Source organism: Streptomyces sp. NPDC030165 (assembly GCF_055573595.1).
The window spans coordinates 82,098-99,236 of record NZ_JBVIBD010000024.1; the positions used below are offsets into that span (position 1 = coordinate 82,098).

Below are 17,139 nucleotides of genomic sequence, written 5' to 3' on the forward strand. Positions count from 1 at the left end.
GGGCAGGCCACTCCGCCAGGTATTGGACTGGTTGTTCCAATACCTGTAGCCTCACCCCATGGCCCGACCCAGGAAGTTCGACGAGGAGCGGGCGGTCGACGCCGCGATGGACGCGTTCTGGGCCGCCGGCTACGAAGCCACGTCCACACAGGACCTGTGCGAGGCGACCGGCCTCGGGCGCAGCAGCATCTACAACACGTTCAAGAGCAAGCACGACCTCTTCGGGCGAGCGCTGGACCGGTACATGACGGACCGGAACGGCGAACTGTTCGCGCTCCTGGAGAGCGGTCTGCCCGTGCGGGAGAAGATCCGTACGCACCTCCAGCGGGTCGTCGACGAGGAGTGCGGCGACGAGGGTGCCCGGCGTGGCTGTCTGGTCGTGAACGCCGCCGTCGAGATGGCGGACCGTGACGAGGAGGTCGCGGGCGAGCTGGCGCGGGACTACCGGCTGCGGCTGGAGGCGATCCGCGCCGCGATCGCGTCCGGGCAGCGGGACGGCGACATCGGCGCGGACAAGGACGCGCGCGCTCTCGCCCACCTGGTCATCGCGGCTGTCGGCGGCCTGCGCGTCTCGGCGCGCTGCGGGGCCGATCGCGCGGCGCTCGAAGGGATCGTGGAGGGATTCATGGCGGCGTTCTGACGGGGCGCCCCCACGCGGTTGCGATCGGGCCGGCTCCCTCCGGCCCTCTTTTTCTGTCCTGGTTTTGGACTGGTCAATACATAATCCGTGTTTCACAACTCACCCACAGGAGTACGCAAGCCATGCCCATAGCCGTCTACCTCCTCGGACTGGGGATCTTCGCCCAGGGAACCTCCGAGTTCATGCTCGCCGGACTGCTGCCCAACGTGGCCGCCGACCTCGGCGTCTCCATCCCCGACGCCGGACTGCTGGTGTCCGCGTTCGCCATCGGCATGGTGGTGGGCGCGCCCGTCCTCGCCATCGGCACCCTGCGCCTGCCGCGCCGGACCGCGCTGGTCGCCTTCCAGCTCGTCTTCGTGGCCGGGCACGTGGTCGGTGCGCTGGCCCCGGGGTACGGAGTGCTGTTCGCGACGCGGATCGTCAGCGCCTTCGCGTACGCGGGCTTCTGGGCGGTGGCCGCCGCGACGGCGGTGAGCCTGGTGTCCGCCGACGCCAAGGGCAAGGCGCTGTCGGTCGTCGGCACCGGACTCGCGCTCGCGACCATCGTGGGCGTACCGGCCGGCACGGTGCTGAGCCAGCACGTGGGATGGCGCGCGGCCTTCTGGGGCGTGGTCGCCCTCACCGTCATCAGCCTGATCTCCCTGCTGGCCGCCCTGCCCGCCGGGCGCCCTGACCACGGCGAACTCCCCTCCGTACGCCGCGAGAGCGCCGCCATGGCCCGGTCCGCCCTCTGGATCTCCTACCTCCTCACCACGCTGAGCTTCGGCGCCGCCATCGTCACCTTCAGCTACCTCGCACCCCTGCTGACGGAGGTGAGCGGCCTGCCGACGGGCCTGGTACCGGCCGTACTCGCGCTGTACGGGGTCGGCGGACTCCTCGGCATGACCCTCGGCGGACGCACCGCCGACCGCCACCCGCTCCGCACCCTCTTCCTCGGCATCGGCGGCCTGACCGCCGCCTCCGCCCTGCTCGCCCTCACGGCCGGGAACCTGGCCGTGACCATCGCACTCGTCTTCGCCCTCGGCCTGACCGGCTACGTCACCAACCCGGTCGTCCAGTCCCGGGTGTTCACCATCGCCCCGGGCGCACCGACCCTGGCCCCCGCGGTCAACACCTCCGCCTTCAACGTCGGCATCACCCTCACCCCGATGCTGGGCGGCCTGACGATCGACGCCGGTTACGGCTTCACGTCGGTGGCCTGGGTGGGCGCGGCGGTCGGCGTGACCGCGCTGGGCGCGGCGTTGTGGGCGGCCCTGGCCGAGCGCCGCACGAAGTCCCGTACGGAATCCAGTACGGAATCCCGTATGGACTCCCGTACGGTGGCGGCCCGGACGCCGGACGCGATGGCGGCGGCCGACTGAGCGGCGAGGTCAGCGGTACAGCTCGCACCACACGATTTTGCCGTCGACGCCCAGGCGGTTCGGGTCGAGCGCGTACCAGCCCCAGTCGTCGGCGTACGCCCCCACGAGCCGCAGGCCGCGTCCGGCGCCGGCGATGGCACCGTCCACCGTCGACCGCTCGGCGACGCCGGGCAGAATGCGGCCGGTGTCCCACATGCTCATCCGCACCACACCGGTCTCCCAGGAGAGCCGAAGCCGCGCCGGTCCGGGCGCGTGCAGGTAACAGTTCGTGGCGAGCTCCGAGGCCAGGAGCTGCGCGCTGTCGCCGAGTTCGTCGAGCGAGTGCCGGTCCAGTACGAGTCGTGTGGTGGCGCGGGCGATGCCGGGGCTGAGCGGGCTGTGGGGGAGCCGAAGGCTGTATTCCCAGTTGCCGTGGCGGTAGGCGGGGTGCCGGAGGGGGGTGACTGCGTGCAGGGGCATGTGCATCTCCACTACTGCGAGAAGTAGTTGGTCCGATACGGAAGGTAGTGCATGCCGGGTTCTGTAGTCCACGCACTGCGGGTACTTCAGTACCCCGATGTAGATTTGGTGCTCACCCGATCGGAAGGTGCGTGCCGTATGCCTGCCAGGGAAGCGCCGACTGTCCGGCAGCGGCGCCTAGGAGGCGAGCTGCGAAAGCTGCGTGAGCGAGCCGGTCTGAGCGCCACTGAGGCCGGCACCCTGACCGGTCTGGGGCAATCGCGGGTCAGCAACATCGAAGTGGCACGCATCGGTGTGAGCGCGGAGCGGGTGCGCACCTTGGCGCGGGCTTACGGCTGCGCCGACGCCGCACTTGTGGAGGCGCTTGCCGTCATGGCGGCCGGCGGAAAACGCGACTGGTGGGAGGATTACCGGGAGAAGCTGCCTCCCGACCTGCTCGACCTCGCGGAGATGGAGCGGCACGCGACGGCCATATGGACCGCGCAAGTCTCGCACCTGCCCGGCCTGTTGCAGACGACTGACTACGCTCGCCTGACCTTCCTGCAGAATGTCCCCGAGCCCTCGCCGCCGCACGTGGAGCACCTGGTCTCCCATTGGATCAAACGCCAGGAAGTTCTGTACCGAGACCCTCCGGTGCCGTACACGGCAATCATTCACGAGGCTGCGTTGCGTATGGAGTTCGGCGGGCACTCCCTTACGCGGAAGCAGCTTGAGCACATCGTCGCCATGAGCGAGCGGGAGCGGATCACGGTGCTGGTGATTCCGTTCTCGGCGGGGATCTTCCCAGGTGCCGGGCAGACAGTGGTCTACGCGGAGGGGGTGGTCCCGCAACTGGACACGGTGCAACTCGACACTGAGCACGGGGCGGTGTTCGAGTATGCGGACGCCCAGTTGGACAGGTACCGCACGTTCATGAAGCGCTTCGAAGCCATGGCACTCGAAGAGACCGCTTCACGCGACTTCATTCACACCATCATCAACGACCTCTGAAGGGCTCGATCGTGTCCGTACCCGACTGGCAGAAGTCTTCATACAGCGGCAACGCCAGCAACTGCATCGAACTTGCGGCGCCTTCCGGGGAGGCGGTGCTGCTCCGCGAAAGCGACGCCCCTTCCATGGTCGTCACCGTCAGCCCCGCCGCGCTTGGTGGGCTGGTGCGGTCCGTCCAGGGGGGCGCGCTCGGCCGATGAGGCGGTAGGGCCGGGTGCGACTGGTGCGCACACAGTCATACAACCGCGCCAGGGGGCGCCCCGTGAGGGCCGGAGTGGCGCGGTCATGCTCGTGTTGACGGTCCGGGGCGCTGTTTCCGGGGCCGACGGTCGGGCGTGCCGACTGGAAGGGGTAATTGCGGGCCTTCGGGAGGTGGGTTGGTGCTGGAAGATAGTACATATGCGGGTATGTGCCCTATGGTCGGTTTCGCACCGCTCACACGCGATCAGCTGGAAGCGCATCGCGCGGGCCTGCCTGCTTGCTCCTGCCCTGGGAGTGGCCGGTCCGCGGCAGGGAGACGAGCCACCAGCTGATGCGGCGTGCCGGCGGTGCCGAGCTTCCGGGCGGGTGGAGGGTCAGGGAGTGTCGATCCTGACGCGGGTGCCGGGGCGCAGGTCCCAGCGGGCCATCGCGCCGGCCTCCGCCTCCAGTACGTGCCGGGCGCGGAGGCGGGGGCGTCCGAGACGCCCCGGGCGCATGGTGCGTACGGCCAGGACGGTGAGGTTCCGGTCGAGGTAGGCGACGTCGAGCGGGAAGCGCATGCGGAAGGTGTGTACGCCGCTCGCCGGGGTGAGGAGCAGGGCGCCGTCGATGCCGTCGCGGCCCAGCAGGCCGCGGGCGCGCGCCCGGTAGGAGGCGGCGATCTCCAGGGGGATGGGCGCACGTCCGGGCGGGTTGCCGGCGGGTGCTCCGTCCGCGGGCGTCGTTTCCGGGGCGCCGGGCTGTACGAAGCGGAGCGTTCCTGATCCGTTCTGCCAGTGGGGCATGGGAAGCGTTTTATCAGCCTAGGGTCGGCCGTGTGGCTGTGATGTTGATGGTTCTCGCCGCTGGGTACGGGGTCGTGGCCGGGCTGCTGGTGCCGCGCCCCGCGTACCGGCTGGCTGTCGAGGCGGGGGAGGCCCGGCGTGCCCGCTGTCCGTGCGGGCGGCCGGTTGCCGGGCCGCTGTGGGGCTGGGTGGGGCTGGGGCGCTGTCGTGACTGTGGGGCGTACGGGCCGGGGGCGGTCGCGACCGCCCTGGTCACGGCTCTGGTGTGCGCGCTGCTCGCCGCGGCCACCGGGGCGCGGCCTGAACTGGCGGTGTGGCTCGCGGTTGCTCCCGTGGCGGTGCTGCTCGCCGTCGTGGACTGGCGGGTGCGGCGTCTGCCCGATGTGCTGACTCTGCCGCTGGCGGCCGGTGCCGTGCTGCTGCTGGGGCTCGTCGCGCTGGGTGGGGGAGGGGCGGGAGCGTGGGGTGGAGCGTTGTCCGGAGGGCTTGCCCTCGGAGGGTTCTATTTCGTCCTATATTTGGTCAATCCGGCGGGAATGGGGCTTGGGGATGTCAAGTTGGCGATCGGGCTGGGGGTCACTCTTGGGTGGTACGGCTGGGCAATTCTGATCACTGGCGCGTTCGCGGGGTTGCTGCTCGGCGCGCTCTACGGCTGCGGGCTCCTGCTGAGGCGTGCCGGGGGCGTGGAACGCCGTGATGATGGGCTCAAACAGGCCATGCCGTACGGCCCATTCATGATCATCGGGGCGCTCCTGGGGGTGCTTCTGGGGGCTGCGGCGGCACCTTGATCAAGAAATCGGCCGCGCCGCTCCGCCCGAAGTTGCACTGAGCACCCCCTCGGCGGGGTTATGGTGGAAACCCCCCTCGGGCCGGTCCGTATCCCCCCCCACGGACCGGCCCGCTTTTTTGCCCGGGTACGGATCCCGCCATGATCATGACGGGGCGGGTTTCGTACACGGGTGGTGCGAACGTTTCTACGGGATGCGGGGCACGTCTCGCGAAGGTGTCACGGACCGAACAGAATCAGCCGCGCTTGGCCCAGATGTTCACACCGTCGGTCGTCTTCGCGAACTCCTCGATCTCGGACAATTCCTCATCCGTGATCTTCGGCGCGCCCACCGCCGCCACGTTGGCCTCCAGCTGCGCCACACTGCTCGCCCCGATCAGCGCCGAGGTCATCCGTTCGTCCCGCAGCACCCAGGACAGCGCCAGCTGGGCCAGGGACTGGCCGCGCCGCGCGGCGATCCCGTTCAGGCCGCGCAGCCGCCGCCGTACGTCGTCCGAGAGCAGGCCCGGATCGAGGGACTTGCCCTGCGCCGCGCGCGAGCCCTCCGGGATGCCGTCCAGGTACTTGTCCGTCAGCAGCCCCTGGGCGAGGGGCGCGAAGGAGATGCAGCCCATGCCCTCCGCCTCCAGCGTGTCCAGGAGGGCGTCGTCCTCGGTCCACCGGTTGATCATCGAGTACGAGGGCTGGTGGATCAGCGGCCGCACGCCCATCTCCCGCAGGATGCGGGCGGCTTCGCGGGTCTGCTCGGAGGAGTAGGACGAGACGCCCACGTACAGCGCCTTGCCCTGCTGGACGGCGGACGCCAGGGCGCCCATCGTCTCCTCCAGCGGGGTGTCCGGGTCGAAACGGTGCGAATAGAAGATGTCGACGTAATCGACACCCATCCGCTTCAGTGAGGCATCCAGCGACGAGAGGAGATATTTGCGCGAACCCCATTCGCCGTACGGACCGGGGTGCATGAGATATCCGGCCTTGGTGGAGAGGACGATCTCGTCGCGGTAGGGCCGGAAGTCCTGAGAGAAGATCTTTCCGAAGTTCAGCTCGGCCGAGCCGGGCGGCGGACCGTAGTTGTTCGCCAGGTCGGTGGGGGTCCCCCCTGAACGGAGTTCATCGGAGTTCTTGGGGGAGGGTGACGCCCAGGTCGAAGGCGCGGCGCAGGATCGCCCGCTGGGACTCCAGGGCGCGGTCGTCGCCGAAGTTGTGCCACAGGCCCAGGGAGACGGCGGGGAGTTTGAGACCACTGCGGCCGGTGCGGCGGTACTCCATGGAGTCGTAACGCGTTTTCGCGGCAATGTGGACAGAGGCATCAGTCATGGTCATCTCCTTATCACGGAGTTGTGACACACCTGATTGGGTCGCCGGGACGTGAGCGACGTAAAGTTGCCGACTTGAGGCGACGGGGGCGACCGCCATTTGCACGGAGGGGCTTGACCACACATGCTGCGATCTTCCGGGGTGCGCATCCCGTACCCGCCCGCGTTGCGCAACCTCGTCTACAGGCTCTACGCCCGCCGGGTCGAAGGCCGCCTCGATCACGACCAGGTTCCCAAGCACATCGGCGTCATCCTCGACGGCAACCGCCGCTGGGCGCGCGCCGACGGCCGTACCACCGTGCAGGGCCACCAGGCCGGCGCCGAAAAGATCACCGAGCTGCTGGGCTGGTGCGCGGAGACCGACGTCGAGGTGGTCACGCTGTGGCTGCTGTCCACCGACAACCTCGACCGGCCCGAGAAGGAACTGACCCCGCTGCTGCGGATCATCGAGAACACCGTGCGCGGCCTGGCCGCCGACGGCCGCTGGCGGGTCCACCACGTCGGCAACCGCGACCTGCTGCCGTCCGACACCCAGCGGGTGCTCAAGGAGGCCGAGCAGGCCACCGCCGACCACACCGGCATCCTGGTGAACGTCGCCGTGGGCTACGGCGGCCGGCAGGAGATCGCGGACGCGGTGCGCTCGCTGCTCCTGGACCACGCCGAGCGCGGCACCTCTTTCGAAGAACTGGCCGACATCGTCGACATCGACCTGATCTCCGAGCACCTCTACACCCGAGGCCAGCCGGACCCGGACCTGGTGATCCGCACCAGCGGTGAGCAGCGGCTCTCCGGCTTCATGCTCTGGCAGAGCGCCCACTCGGAGTACTACTTCTGCGAGGTCTTCTGGCCGGCCTTCCGCAAGGTGGACTTCCTGCGCGCCCTGCGCGACTACGCCGCCCGTCACCGGCGTTACGGGTTTTAGGCCACCCGGCCCGCCCCCTCAGGCGCGGGAGTGCTCCCGCGCCAAATCCGTAACCAAGCGTTCACCGACCGTGCGTCATATGCCATTGCATGGGTGCGCACGTTCGCGGGAATATCCCTTCCAGGTCGGTATCCGGCAGTACCAGTCATCGGATGCCGTATCTCAGCGGACGGCACGGGGCCGTCCGCCCGGGAGGCCCTTTGCGCATCACGGACGACCGTGCGGACCGCACGGACGACGCGGAGGGCCGGCGTTCGGCCCGTGCATCGCGGCCCGAGCCCGGCCTCGTCGCCCGCCGCCCGACGGCGCGGCGACCCCACTTCCGCGACGCCGTCGCACCCCGACCTCATCCGAGGGGGTACGTCCACCCGTGGTGAACAGCAAGCAGCGCCGTGAGAACGGCCGGCGCACCTATGTCCTCGACACCAGCGTGCTGCTGGCGGACCCAGGCGCAATGTCCCGCTTCGACGAGCACGAAGTCGTGCTGCCGGTCGTCGTGGTCACCGAACTGGAGGCCAAGAGGCATCATCCGGAACTCGGCTACTTCGCCCGGCAGGCCCTGCGCCTGCTCGACGAGTACCGGGTGCGGTACGGGCGGCTGGACGCCCCGATCCCCATCGGGGAACTGGGCGGAACCCTCAGGGTCGAGCTGAACCACGCCGACCCCGGCGTCCTGCCGGCCGGCTTCCGCCTGGGCGACAACGACTCGCGGATCCTCGCGGTGGCCCGCAACCTCCAGGCCGAGGGGTACGACGTCACGGTCGTCTCCAAGGACCTGCCGCTGCGCATCAAGGCGTCCGCGGTGGGCCTGCTGGCGGAGGAGTACCGCGCCGAACTGGCCATCACGGACTCCGGCTGGACGGGCATGGCGGAACTGACCGCGACGGCGGAGCAGATCGACGGCCTGTTCGCCGAGGAGAGCGCGTATCTGCCCGAGGCCGAGGGGCTGCCCGTGCACACCGGGCTCGTGCTCCAGTCCGAGCGCGGCAAGGCGCTCGGCCGGGTCACGGCGGACGGCAGCGTACGGCTGGTGCGCGGCGACCGGGAGGCGTTCGGCATCCACGGGCGCAGCGCCGAGCAGCGGATCGCGCTCGACCTGCTGCTGGACCCGGAGGTCGGCATCGTCTCGATGGGTGGCCGGGCCGGTACGGGCAAGTCGGCGCTGGCGCTGTGCGCGGGCCTGGAGGCGGTACTGGAGCGACGGCAGCACCGCAAGGTGATGGTCTTCCGGCCGCTGTACGCGGTCGGCGGGCAGGAACTGGGCTATCTGCCGGGCACCGAGGCGGAGAAGATGAGCCCGTGGGCCCAGGCCGTCTTCGACACGCTGTCGGCGGTGACCACCTCGGACGTGATCGAAGAGGTGGTGGGGCGCGGCATGCTGGAAGTGCTGCCGCTGACCCACATCCGCGGCCGGTCGCTGCACGACGCCTTCGTCATCGTCGACGAGGCGCAGTCGCTGGAGCGCAACGTGCTGCTGACGGTGCTGTCCCGGATCGGCGCCAACTCGCGTGTCGTGCTCACCCATGACGTCGCGCAGCGCGACAACCTACGGGTCGGCCGGTACGACGGCGTGGTGGCGGTCGTCGAGAAGCTCAAGGGCCATCCGCTGTTCGCGCACGTCACCCTCACCCGCTCGGAGCGGTCGCCGATCGCGGCCCTGGTGACCGAAATGCTGGAGGACGGCAGGATCTGACCGTTCGTGGAGTACGGCGCCGCCCGGCAGGAGCGCAGGAGCTTAGCCGGGCGGCGCCGTGCTGCGCGGGGATTTCCGCAAATCGTCGGCGGCAAACGGGGTGTGAGCTTTCACACGCAACGATGAATTGATTCCGCGCGTCCGGTTCGGGCAGAGTCTGGGTCCTGTCAGGCCCCGCATACGGCACACCAGCACCCCCAGCGGTGCGGAACCCCAGAACTGCATAGCGTCGCCGTATGCCGCCCGAGCACCACGCGGACCCCGAGGGGGACGTACCGGGCCAGCGCCTCCCGTGACCAGCCGTCCCCTCCGCTCGACCGGGGGCGGAACAAGGGGAGGCCAGCGCCAGGGGCACGATTGCGTCCGCGAGGTCACCTATGCGGACGATGCTGGAAGGAAAGCGTGTGAGCCGGATTTCGGTCCGGGGATTCGCCGTGGCCTCCGCCACCGCGGTCACCACCGTCGGCGCCGTTGTCGGTGTCGCGTCAGGCCAGGAGCAGGGCTCGGTCGCCCACACCGAAGCCGCCGCGGCCGACGCGACGATCGCCGACGTCCCCGCGGGCCTGCAGGCCCAGGTGCAGACGGCCTCCCTTACGCAGCAGGCGGACGAAGCGTCCACCCAGGCGGACGCCGCCGCGCTGAAGTCCGCGCAGGAGTCGGCCCGCAAGGCCGCCGCCCAGGACGCGCAGGCCAAGAAGGACGCCGCCGAGAAGAAGGCGAAGGCCGAGCAGGACGCCAAGGAGCGCGAGAAGGAGAAGGAAGCCTCCCGCTCCGCCGCGCGCGACGCGTCCACCTTCACCGCCAAGGCGTCGTACTCGATCGCCGAGACGCAGGCCATCGCCCGGCAGATGCTGCCGGCCGACCAGTTCCAGTGCTTCAGCAACATCGTGGACCACGAGTCCGGCTGGAACTACCGCGCCACCAACGCCTCGTCCGGCGCCTACGGCCTCGTCCAGGCACTGCCCGGCACCAAGATGTCCTCCGCGGGCTCCGACTGGCGGACCAACCCGGCCACCCAGATCAAGTGGGGGCTGAACTACATGAACAGCCGCTACAACAGCCCGTGCGGTGCCTGGTCCTTCTGGCAGAACAACCACTGGTACTAGAACGGTCGTGGCGGCCCACCGCGTAAAGTGGTCCGCCTCTCCGCTTCGTACGCGAAACCCCCGGCCGCGACGGCGTCGGGGGTTTTGTGCGTCCCGCACCGGTAACGTCGTCCTGACAGCACCGGGGGGCGGGAGGGGAAGAGGAAGCGACATGTCCAGATTGCCGCAGTGGGTCGGTGGCCTCGGCGCAGGTCTGACGCGGATCGCGCAGCGGCTGGAGGACCAGCGGCGCCGCGCGGAGGCGATGGGGATCCCCCCTGAAGGGAGCCCGTCGGACTCCTTGGGTGAGGAAGAGAGCCACCCGCGACAGCTGGGGAGTGCCGGGCACGCGCCCGGGTCCCAGGCGCCCCACGACGACACGTACGCCGGTGTGCAGCCCGACGGTGGGCCGGCCGACGCGCCGGGCGCATCGCAAGACACGCACCGGCAGCCGGACTCGGTACCGGCCCCGCCGACGTACGCGCCCGCCGTCGCGGCCCGTCCCGACCCGGTGGCCGCGGTGCCGTGGGGGGTGCGGGTCGCCGCCGAGGCGAGCTGGCGGCTGCTGATCCTGGCCGCGGCGATCTGGGTGCTGGCCAAGGTCATCACCTCCATCCAGCTCGTCGTGCTGGCGTTCGTCGCCGCGCTGCTGATCACCGCGCTGCTCCAGCCGACCGTCGCCTGGCTCAAGCGCCGGGGCGTGCCGCGGGGGCTCGCCACGGCCCTGACGTTCATCGCCGGGTTCGTCATCATGGGCCTGGTCGGCTGGTTCGTCGTCTGGCAGGTCCAAGACAACATCGACTCGGTCTCCAGCCGGATCCAGGAAGGCATCACCGAGCTGAAGGGCTGGCTCCTCAAGAGCCCGTTCCACGTCACCGAGGACCAGATCAACAACATCGCCAAGAACCTCCAGGACGCCGTCGGCGCCAACACGGAGGCGATCACCTCGGCCGGCCTGGAAGGCGTCACCGTCGTCCTGGAGGTGCTCACCGGCATCCTGCTGGCGATGTTCACCACGCTCTTCCTGCTGTACGACGGCCGGCGGATCTGGAACTGGGTGCTCAAGCTGGTGCCGAGCGCGGCGCGCGAAGGCGTCGCGGGCGCCGGGCCGCGCGCCTGGCGCACGCTGACCGCCTACGTGCGCGGGACGGTGATAGTGGCCCTGATCGACGCCATCTTCATCGGCATCGGCATCTACTTCCTCGACGTGCCGCTCGCCGTGCCGCTCGCCGTCTTCATCTTCCTGTTCGCCTTCATCCCGCTGGTGGGCGCGGTGGTCTCCGGCGCGCTCGCGTGCGTGGTCGCGCTGGTGACACAGGGCGTCTTCGCCGCGCTGATGGTGCTCGCGGTCGTCCTGGCCGTGCAGCAGATCGAGGGCCACATCCTCCAGCCCTTCATCCTGGGCCGCGCGGTACGGGTCCACCCGCTCGCCGTCATCCTCTCGGTGGCCGCGGGCGGACTGGTCGCCGGTATCGGCGGCGCGGTGGTCGCGGTCCCGCTGGTCGCGGTCACCAACACCGTCGTCGGCTATCTGCGCTCGTACTCCACGGAACAGGCCCTCAGGATGGCGCCGCCCCCGCACGGCGCCACGGCGCTGGACGTCGCGCCGACCCCGCCGAAGGGGAGCGATCCGGCGAAGGGGAGCGACCTGCCGAAGGGCACCGACCCGCAGGACTGACCGAATGCCGGGCCCGGGCAGCGGTTCAGTACGGTGCGTCCTTCGCGCCCTCGTACGCCCGCAGCCGGGCCGTGTCCCGGTCGGTCCAGCCCGGCGGCGGAACGACCGCCGCCCAGCCGTCCACCGCGCCGGTGCCGTACCGGTGGCCGTGCGGCGGCGGCGCGCCGAAGGACACCGCCAGGTCGACGGTCGTCTGCCAGAAGGTGATGACGGGCCAGAAACGCATCTCCCCGGTGACGTCCGGGCCGAGCGGCCGGTCCAGCCAGGCGGGACGGTGCCAGAGCAGGTCGGGGGACCACCAGACCACCGGGTCCGAGGCATTCTGTAGGTAGACCACCCGGGGGTGCTCCCACGGGCCGTCAGCGCGCGCGAGATCCCGTTCCGGGTACTGCGCGAAGCGCACGTGCCGCCCGTGGTCGTAGACCGGGCGCCACACCGGGCTGCCGGGGTCACGTCCGGCGGTCACCTCGTTCCAGATGGGGCTGACGTTGGGCGGCCCGGCCAGCAGCGCGCCGTCCACCTTGCCGAGCAGGTCGTCCAGGCCGTCGAAGCCCGCCTCCGTCGCGTACGTGCCCAGGCTCTCGCCGCCGACCACCAGCTTGGGGCGGTCGTCGGCGGGCAGCGCGGACCACTTGGCGTACACCGCGTCGAACACCGCGCGGGCGTCCCGTGCCGCCTTCTCCTTGTCGACGAGGAAGGAGATCCACGACGGCAGGTACGAGTACTGGGTCGCGACGATCGCGGAGTCACCGCCGTACATGTACTCCAGCGGCTCCGGCATCCGCGGGTCCACCCAGCCGCTGCCCGTGGTCCCCAGCAGCGCCAGCACCTTGCGGTCGAAGCCGCCGGTGCGCTCCAGTTCCTGTACGGCGAGGTCGGCGGTGCGCCGGAAGTGCGTGTCGCCGCCCTCCTGCTCGCCGACGTACACGCGTACCGGGTCCTTGGCGGGCCGGCCGGTGAACGCGGCGATGTCCTGCTTGCGGGGCACCGAGCCGATGAAGTTGCGGCCTTCGGCGCCCAGTTCCTCCCAGTCGACGACGGAGGTGGGGCCGCCGGAGACGTACGCGGAGGCGGGCTGGGTGATGCCGTCGGCGGTGCTCAGGTTGGCGGCCTTGGAGACCCGGTCGACGATGTCGATGAAGCCGCGCTCGTACAGGACGTCCTTGGAGCCGATGGCGACCAGCAGGGCGGTCAGCGCCGCGGCGATCACGTACGCGGCCGGGCGCGGCACCCAGCGGCCGAAGAACCGGGCGAGCCGGCGGGCGACCAGGCGTACGCAGCGGGCGAGGAGCACGAACAGCGCGCAGACCGCCACCGCGATCAGGATGATCATCGGGGTGTGCCAGACCAGGGAGGGCTCGACCTCCTGGAGGCGGCGGAGGCGGCGCTGGGCGTGGGCGCTCCAGGAGACGGCCGCCGTGGACAGCGCGATGCCCAGGACGTGGAAGGCGAGCCAGCAGCGGGCGCGGGCGCGTTCGGCGGGGCGGCACCGGCACAGGGCGCGGAAGAGGCTGCTCGCCAGGGCGCCGGCGGCGTAGCCGATGGCGGCCGTGATGCCGCCGACCAGGCCCTGGAGGTACCAGGGGCGGGGGAGCAGCGACGGGGTGAGGGAGAGCCAGAAGAAGAGCGCCGCGGCGCAGCAGGCGGTGAGGTCGGGCCAGCGCCGGACGAGCCAGGAGGGATCGGGGGCGTCCCAGTACGGGCGCTTGATCCACCGGACGAGAAGGTGCAGCGGCGCGGACATTTGCCCCATTATGCGCAAAGCCCCGCGGACACGTGGTCCGCGGGGCTCTGTCGTACCGGCCGGGCGCCCGTCGGACACCCCCGGTTCACCTATTCGGCGAGGGTGGCCTCGGCGTCGAGGGTGGCGCCGACGGCCTGGAGGACGGAAGCGATCTTGATGGCCTCAAGGATCGTCTCGCGGTCCACGCCCGCCTTGCGCAGCACCTGCTCGTGCGAGTCCAGGCACATGCCGCAGCCGTTGATGGCCGAGACGGCCAGCGACCACAGCTCGAAGTCGACCTTCTCCACGCCCGGGTTGCCGATGACGTTCATCCGCAGGCCGGCGCGCATCGTGCCGTACTCCGGGTCCGACAGCAGGTGCCGGGTCCGGTAGAACACGTTGTTCATCGCCATGATGGCGGCGGCGGACTTGGCCGCGGCGTACGCCTCGTCGGAGAGGTTGGCCTTGGCCTCCGGCTCCAGCTCACGCAGCACCTTCGGCGAGCGCGAGGCGATCGCGCAGGCCAGGACGGTGCCCCACAGCTGCTGCTTGGGCAGCTCGCTGTTGCCGATCACCGAACCGAGGTTCAGCTTCAGGTCCTTGGCGAAGTCCGGGACGGCGGACTTCAGTTCGTCGAGAGCCATGTCGGATCTCCTTCCGGTTCGCTAGCCGCGGTTCACTCGCCCGAGAGCAGCGCGACCGGGTCGAGGGTCTCGTCGCCCTTGCTCCAGTTGCAGGGGCACAGCTCGTCGGTCTGCAGGGCGTCGAGGACCCGCAGGACCTCCTTGGGGTTACGGCCGACGGAACCGGCGGTCACCATGGTGAACTGGATCTCGTTGTTCTGGTCCACGATGAAGACGGCGCGCTGCGCGAAGCCGTCCTCGCCCTCGATGCCGAGCGCGCGCATCAGCTCGTGCTTGGAGTCGGCCAGCATCGGGAAGGGCAGGTCGGTCAGGTCCGGGTGGTCCTTGCGCCAGGCGTGGTGCACGAACTCGGAGTCACCGGAGAAGCCGAGGATCTGGGCGTCGCGGTCGGCGAACTCGTCGTTCAGCTTGCCGAAGGCGGCGATCTCCGTGGGGCAGACGAAGGTGAAGTCCTTGGGCCACGCGAAGACGATCTTCCACTTGCCTTCGTAGGTCTTGTGGTTGATCTGCTCGAACTCCTTGCCGCTCTCCAGCGACACGCAGGCGGTCAGATCGAACTCGGGGAACTTGTCACCGACAGTGAGCACAGGCTCTCCTTCGTGTGCCGTAAGTCCTGATTCAGGCGCTTACGCGAGGGGTTGGACGGTTCCCTACACTGCCACAGGGGGCATTGATCGGGGAAATAGCCAGATCATGCCTCGTTGATCGGGGCTGGCTATCAGTTGCCGAGGCGCTGGCGGGTGGATCCCGGGTGGGTCCCGGGCGGAAGTGATATGTCCCTCTGGCGGAACCGGTCCGCCGTGATGTATGCACGGCCGTGCACAACAATGCCGGATCGGTCGAAAAGGGGCGGTAATCCGGGGAATCCACCGGCTATCTCCGAAACGATGTTCCCCGGTTCACGCACCTCACCAAGACTGGTCCCATCGCGAGCCGTGAGACGTACAATCACCCGCATGGCACAGAAGATCGTCACTATTTACACGGATGACCTCACCGGAGAAGAATCCGCAGAGGTCGCCACGCACTCCCTCGCGGTCGACGGTATTGCATACGAGGTCGACCTCGCCCCGGACAGCTACGACAAGCTGCTGGAGGCGATCGGCCCCTTCCTGAAGGCCGGCCGCCGTACCGGGCGGGTGAAGGCGGGTGCCGCCGGGGCGCGCAAGGCGAGCGGCTCCGCCTCGGGTTCGGGTGAGACCGCGAAGATCCGCGCCTGGGCCAAGGAGAACGGCTACGAGGTGAACGAGCGCGGCCGGGTGTCCGCCGATATCCGTGAGGCGTACCAGAACGCCAACAAGTAGGTCTCGTCCGCACCGGCCGAAGACGTCGTGACGGCGGGCGTATTTCGGCCGGTCCAGGCCGGTGGCCTGGTGAACGGTGCTGGTGGCAGCCGGTGTGCCGGAGAATCGGCGTCGGCTGCCGCCGTCCGAATTGCGGTGGGCCGCGACCGTCGGGAAATCGGCGGTACGGCGGCCGGAACGGCCCGTATCCCGCCGGTGCGAATCCCTCCGGCCCGTATCCCGCCAGGACGTATCCGCACCCGCCGGGGCCGTATCCGGTACGGCGCCGGAGGTGGGGTGCCCATGTGGCGTGTGCTGTGCCCGGCGAAGGGAAACGGTGCCGAGTCCGGAGAATCCGGCCGGGCGGCCGGTTCGCAATCCCCTCGGGTGATCGCCGAGAAAAGCATGAGGTGAATCCCGGACCGCGGAATGTGCTGCGCGCGGCTGCCGGGAGGTACCGGCCGGCACCGCGCCGAAACCCGTCGGTAACACGCTGCGGCAATTGTCCGGCCGGCCGTACACCACGGCCTTCACCGCCGCCCTTCCCGGAAAGTCCTCCCCCGGGAGGCGCCTCCCGCGCCATTAGACTGGATCACTCTGATCGGAGGTGGCTATCGGTGGCATCCCCCTCGAATCCCGGGGCCCGGCCGCGGCAGCCCAGTCTGGCGCAGCTGCGGGCCTTTGTCGCGGTGGCCGAGCACCTGCACTTCCGGGAGGCGGCGGCGGAGATCGGCATGAGCCAGCCCGCGCTGTCCGGCGCCGTGTCGGCCCTGGAGGAGGCCCTCGGGGTGCAGCTCCTGGAGCGTACGACACGCAAGGTGCTGCTCTCGCCCGCCGGGGAGCGGGTCGCCGCCCGCGCCCGCACGGTCCTGGAAGCGGTCGGTGGCCTCATGGAGGAGGCGGAGGCGGCCCGTGCGCCGTTCACCGGCGTCCTGCGGCTCGGGGTGATCCCGACCGTCGCGCCGTACCTGCTGCCGACCGTGCTGCGGCTGGTGCACGACACCTACCCCGACCTGGAGCTCCAGGTCCACGAGGAGCAGACCGGCTCGCTGCTGGACGGCCTCCAGCAGGGGCGGCTGGACCTGCTGCTGCTCGCCGTGCCGCTGGGCGCGCCGACGGTCGCCGAACTCCCGTTGTTCGACGAGGACTTCGTGCTGGTCGCGCCGCAGGACCACTGGCTGGGCGGGCGCGGTGACATCCCGCGCGAGGCGCTCAAGGACATGGACCTGCTGCTGCTGGACGAGGGGCACTGCCTGCGCGACCAGGCGCTGGACATCTGCCGGGAGGCGGGCCGCGACGAGGGCGCGCCGGTGACGACCAGCGCGGCCGGGCTGTCGACCCTGGTGCAGCTGGTCGCGGGCGGCCTGGGCGTCACGCTGCTGCCGCGTACCGCGCTGCGGGTCGAGACGGCCCGCAACGACCAGCTGACCACCGGGTACTTCGCCGACCCGGCGCCGTCCCGGCGGATCGCGCTGGCCATGCGGGCGGGCGCGGCGCGGCAGGGCGAGTTCGAGGAGTTCGCGGCGGCGCTGCGCGAGGCGATGAGGGGCCTGCCGGTACGCATCGTCGAGTGAC

The 17,139-nt window shown here is 70.2% G+C and carries 16 protein-coding genes and 1 pseudogene; 11 read left to right on the top strand and 6 right to left on the bottom strand.

The window, feature by feature from the left end; translation table 11 throughout:
* The first annotated feature begins 58 nt into the window (after nucleotides 1-58).
* Nucleotides 59-640 carry a TetR/AcrR family transcriptional regulator gene (locus tag ACZ4Z1_RS34300; RefSeq protein ID WP_468490568.1) on the top strand — a complete coding sequence of 194 codons (582 nt, stop codon included), beginning with the start codon at nucleotides 59-61 and terminating at the stop codon, nucleotides 638-640.
* A gap of 122 nt (nucleotides 641-762) precedes the next feature.
* The gene (locus ACZ4Z1_RS34305) at nucleotides 763-2,001 is read left to right on the top strand and encodes a Cmx/CmrA family chloramphenicol efflux MFS transporter (protein ID WP_468490569.1); all 1,239 of its coding nucleotides are present in this window, start codon (nucleotides 763-765) and stop codon (nucleotides 1,999-2,001) included.
* A gap of 9 nt (nucleotides 2,002-2,010) precedes the next feature.
* Here the strand turns inward: ACZ4Z1_RS34305 and ACZ4Z1_RS34310 are convergent, their stop codons facing one another.
* A complete protein-coding gene (locus tag ACZ4Z1_RS34310) occupies nucleotides 2,011-2,460 on the bottom strand; it encodes an ATP-binding protein (protein ID WP_468490570.1) in 450 nt (149 codons plus the stop codon).
* Between the two features lie 138 nt (nucleotides 2,461-2,598).
* Here ACZ4Z1_RS34310 and ACZ4Z1_RS34315 point away from each other — a divergent pair, with 138 nt between their 5' ends.
* Together ACZ4Z1_RS34315 and ACZ4Z1_RS34320 are read left to right on the top strand one after the other, a co-directional pair.
* Complete coding sequence (locus ACZ4Z1_RS34315; protein WP_468490571.1) at nucleotides 2,599-3,450, top strand: helix-turn-helix domain-containing protein; 852 nt, start codon at nucleotides 2,599-2,601, stop codon at nucleotides 3,448-3,450.
* 11 nt (nucleotides 3,451-3,461) lie between these two features.
* A complete protein-coding gene (locus ACZ4Z1_RS34320) occupies nucleotides 3,462-3,650 on the top strand; it encodes a DUF397 domain-containing protein (protein WP_468490572.1) in 189 nt (62 codons plus the stop codon).
* A 375-nt stretch (nucleotides 3,651-4,025) separates the two neighbouring features.
* On the opposite strand, the gene ACZ4Z1_RS34325 is transcribed toward ACZ4Z1_RS34320, so the two are convergent.
* Nucleotides 4,026-4,436, bottom strand: a complete 411-nt coding sequence (locus ACZ4Z1_RS34325) for a DUF192 domain-containing protein (protein WP_468490573.1) — start codon at nucleotides 4,434-4,436, stop codon at nucleotides 4,026-4,028.
* 32 nt (nucleotides 4,437-4,468) lie between these two features.
* Between ACZ4Z1_RS34325 and ACZ4Z1_RS34330 the strand changes: the two genes are divergently transcribed.
* Nucleotides 4,469-5,224, top strand: coding sequence for a prepilin peptidase (locus ACZ4Z1_RS34330; protein WP_468490574.1), 756 nt, complete (start codon nucleotides 4,469-4,471; stop codon nucleotides 5,222-5,224).
* Between the two features lie 235 nt (nucleotides 5,225-5,459).
* On the opposite strand, the pseudogene mgrA reads toward ACZ4Z1_RS34330, so the two are convergent.
* A pseudogene (gene mgrA, locus ACZ4Z1_RS34335) lies at nucleotides 5,460-6,537 on the bottom strand (L-glyceraldehyde 3-phosphate reductase).
* 123 nt (nucleotides 6,538-6,660) lie between these two features.
* Here mgrA and ACZ4Z1_RS34340 point away from each other — a divergent pair.
* From ACZ4Z1_RS34340 to ACZ4Z1_RS34355, 4 genes are all read left to right on the top strand, one after another.
* On the top strand, nucleotides 6,661-7,458 hold the full coding sequence (locus tag ACZ4Z1_RS34340; protein WP_468490575.1) for an isoprenyl transferase: 798 nt from the start codon (nucleotides 6,661-6,663) through the stop codon (nucleotides 7,456-7,458).
* 370 nt (nucleotides 7,459-7,828) lie between these two features.
* Complete coding sequence (locus ACZ4Z1_RS34345) at nucleotides 7,829-9,151, top strand: PhoH family protein (RefSeq protein ID WP_468490576.1); 1,323 nt, start codon at nucleotides 7,829-7,831, stop codon at nucleotides 9,149-9,151.
* A 404-nt stretch (nucleotides 9,152-9,555) separates the two neighbouring features.
* Complete coding sequence (locus tag ACZ4Z1_RS34350) at nucleotides 9,556-10,257, top strand: aggregation-promoting factor C-terminal-like domain-containing protein (RefSeq protein ID WP_468490577.1); 702 nt, start codon at nucleotides 9,556-9,558, stop codon at nucleotides 10,255-10,257.
* Between the two features lie 151 nt (nucleotides 10,258-10,408).
* Entirely contained in the window at nucleotides 10,409-11,914 is a 1,506-nt protein-coding gene (locus ACZ4Z1_RS34355) for an AI-2E family transporter (RefSeq protein WP_468490578.1), read from the top strand.
* A gap of 25 nt (nucleotides 11,915-11,939) precedes the next feature.
* Here ACZ4Z1_RS34355 and ACZ4Z1_RS34360 read toward each other — a convergent pair whose 3' ends face one another.
* The 3 genes from ACZ4Z1_RS34360 to ACZ4Z1_RS34370 form a co-directional block, all read right to left on the bottom strand.
* Nucleotides 11,940-13,658: an alpha/beta hydrolase gene (locus ACZ4Z1_RS34360; protein WP_468490579.1), complete on the bottom strand. Its 1,719-nt coding sequence runs from the start codon at nucleotides 13,656-13,658 to the stop codon at nucleotides 11,940-11,942.
* Nucleotides 13,659-13,747: 89 nt separating this feature from the next.
* Nucleotides 13,748-14,281: an alkyl hydroperoxide reductase gene (locus ACZ4Z1_RS34365; protein WP_468490580.1), complete on the bottom strand. Its 534-nt coding sequence runs from the start codon at nucleotides 14,279-14,281 to the stop codon at nucleotides 13,748-13,750.
* A 32-nt stretch (nucleotides 14,282-14,313) separates the two neighbouring features.
* Entirely contained in the window at nucleotides 14,314-14,868 is a 555-nt protein-coding gene (locus tag ACZ4Z1_RS34370) for a peroxiredoxin (RefSeq protein ID WP_360127556.1), read from the bottom strand.
* 369 nt (nucleotides 14,869-15,237) lie between these two features.
* On the opposite strand from ACZ4Z1_RS34370, the gene ACZ4Z1_RS34375 reads away from it, so the two are divergent.
* Together ACZ4Z1_RS34375 and ACZ4Z1_RS34380 are read left to right on the top strand one after the other, a co-directional pair.
* Nucleotides 15,238-15,585, top strand: coding sequence for a histone-like nucleoid-structuring protein Lsr2 (locus ACZ4Z1_RS34375; protein WP_468490581.1), 348 nt, complete (start codon nucleotides 15,238-15,240; stop codon nucleotides 15,583-15,585).
* Between the two features lie 596 nt (nucleotides 15,586-16,181).
* A complete protein-coding gene (locus ACZ4Z1_RS34380; protein WP_468490582.1) occupies nucleotides 16,182-17,138 on the top strand; it encodes a LysR substrate-binding domain-containing protein in 957 nt (318 codons plus the stop codon).
* The last annotated feature ends 1 nt before the right edge of the window (nucleotide 17,139 follow it).